Below are 1,973 nucleotides of genomic sequence, written 5' to 3'. Positions count from 1 at the left end.
AAGCTAATTTCTATACTTTATATAGAAGTTAGCTTTTTCTCAGTGCGCCCGGCATGGGTAACATCTTGACGGTGAAAGTCCGTTACAGGCTTGGTAGTAGGAACTGTTAGCGAAAGACAAGGGTGTCCATTGCGAAGTGGAATCTGAAGGAAGTCGGACGCAAACACTCGCACTGACGAACAGAAATATCATACTAAGGCTATGTAGAATGGATGAATCTGCTCAACAAGATGAAGTCCGATACTACCCGAGTTCTATATAGTAAATGATGCGGTGACATGAGTGGAAAGAGGTTACACCTTACCCGGGGAGGTCTCATCAGCGGTATCTCAACCGTAGTAACAACGAATGATGAGAAGTCAGCAGAAGTCATAGTAGGGAAAATGTACCGAAGGACTGAACAATATTCAATACAAAGTAAAGATTGGAGGTTATAGATTTACGACGTGCAGAATACGGTCTTAACCGGCAACTTATGGAAGGATAAGTAGTGGAACGAAAAAGAATACATAAGTGTGTACAGTAAATCTTAGGTGAAATGAAAGAAATGTATCGTAAGTCTCCATCATTGATGGAGCTTGTTGTAAGACCTGACAACATAGAAAAAGCTATCAAGAAGGTTAAGAAAAACAAAGGTGCTCCTGGAATTGACGGCATGAAAGTCAGCGAACTCCATGCTCACTTTGCGCAGTACTTTTCGCAGATAACGAAAAAACTGCTTGATGGTTCATACAAACCTCAAGCAGTCCGAAAAGTTCAAATTCCCAAACCAAATGGGAAAATGCGTGTGCTTGGTATTCCTGTCGCTAGAGACAGAGTCATACAACAAGCCATTAGACAAGTGATTGAACCAGGCATCGACCGAACATTTTCAAACCATAGCCATGGTTTCAGACCTCATCGTAGCACAGGAACAGCACTTAAGCAATGTGCTGCCTACTACGAAGAAGGCTATAAAATAGCCGTGGATTGTGATTTGAAACAGTGCTTTGACATGTTAAATCATGATAAGCTCATGTATTTGTTCGAACGCCATGTTCAAGATAAGTCAATTTCCACATTTATCCGTAGAAGTTTACAAGTAGGTGCCATTGACCTATCTGGCGAAGTCGCAGAAAGAAAGATAGGTGCACCACAAGGGGGCGTTATCTCTCCCTTACTATGTAATATCTATCTACATGAACTGGATAAAGAACTCGAAAAGCGTGGACACCGATTTGTACGATATGCCGATGACTTTGTCATCTTCGTACGCACAAAACGTGCAGGCGAACGTGTAATGTCGAGTGTAACGAAATTCATTGAAAAGCAACTGAAGTTGGTGGTCAATGAAGAGAAAAGTAAAGTAGGAGCAGTCACACGTTTAAAGTTCTTGAGTTGTCTAATAACCAAGGTAAATGGGGTTTGTCGTTTCAGACCGACTACGGAAGCAAAAAGAAATTTAATACGCACCTTAAGGAAAATAACGAAACGAAATAGACCTGGTACCTTTAAAGAGATTATCACTGAAATTAACCAAGTGACGCGAGGTTGGATAAATTACTTTGGTAGAGGTTTTATCAGAGTATTTCTTGAAACCACACAATCTTGGTTAAACCGCCGACTTAGACAACTCATTCTTAAACGGTGGAAAAGAGTTAGAACGAAATATAAGATGTTGCGTCAATATGGTCTTGACCATAGAAGTGCAATGAAAATCGCACAGTCTCGCAAGAAATACTGGCGGTTATCGAACACGCACGAGGTTCATCGTGCACTTACAACAAAACAACTCTACAAGTGGGGATTAATACCATTAGCCCAGCTTGCAGAGTTGGCTTACGCAAGATATTGAACCGCCGAGTACGGAACCGTACGCTCGGTGGTGTGAGAGGACGAGTAGTCAATTAATGGCTATTCTCCTACTCGATTCGGAGTTATGTTTTTAACTGAGATGTTCAAAATTGTATACTGTAATTACTAAAATAATGAAG

Annotated in this window: 1 protein-coding gene; it reads left to right on the top strand. The window is 41.0% G+C overall.

The window, feature by feature from the left end:
• The first annotated feature begins 538 nt into the window (after positions 1 to 538).
• A complete protein-coding gene (gene ltrA / locus HUK49_RS10450; protein ID WP_233509409.1) occupies positions 539 to 1,834 on the top strand; it encodes a group II intron reverse transcriptase/maturase in 1,296 nt (431 codons plus the stop codon).
• Positions 1,835 to 1,973: the final 139 nt, after the last annotated feature.

Origin of the sequence: Limosilactobacillus portuensis (assembly GCF_014838735.1) — a bacterium.
GTDB lineage: Bacteria > Bacillota > Bacilli > Lactobacillales > Lactobacillaceae > Limosilactobacillus > Limosilactobacillus portuensis.
The sequence above is the reverse complement of the archived record's forward strand: the minus strand, read 5'-3'. Positions and strand labels throughout refer to the sequence as shown.

Coding starts and splice junctions, on each gene's coding strand:
- ltrA (WP_233509409.1), top strand. CDS start 539: ATGAAAGAAATGTATCGTAAGTCTCCATCATTGATGGAGCTTGTTGTA.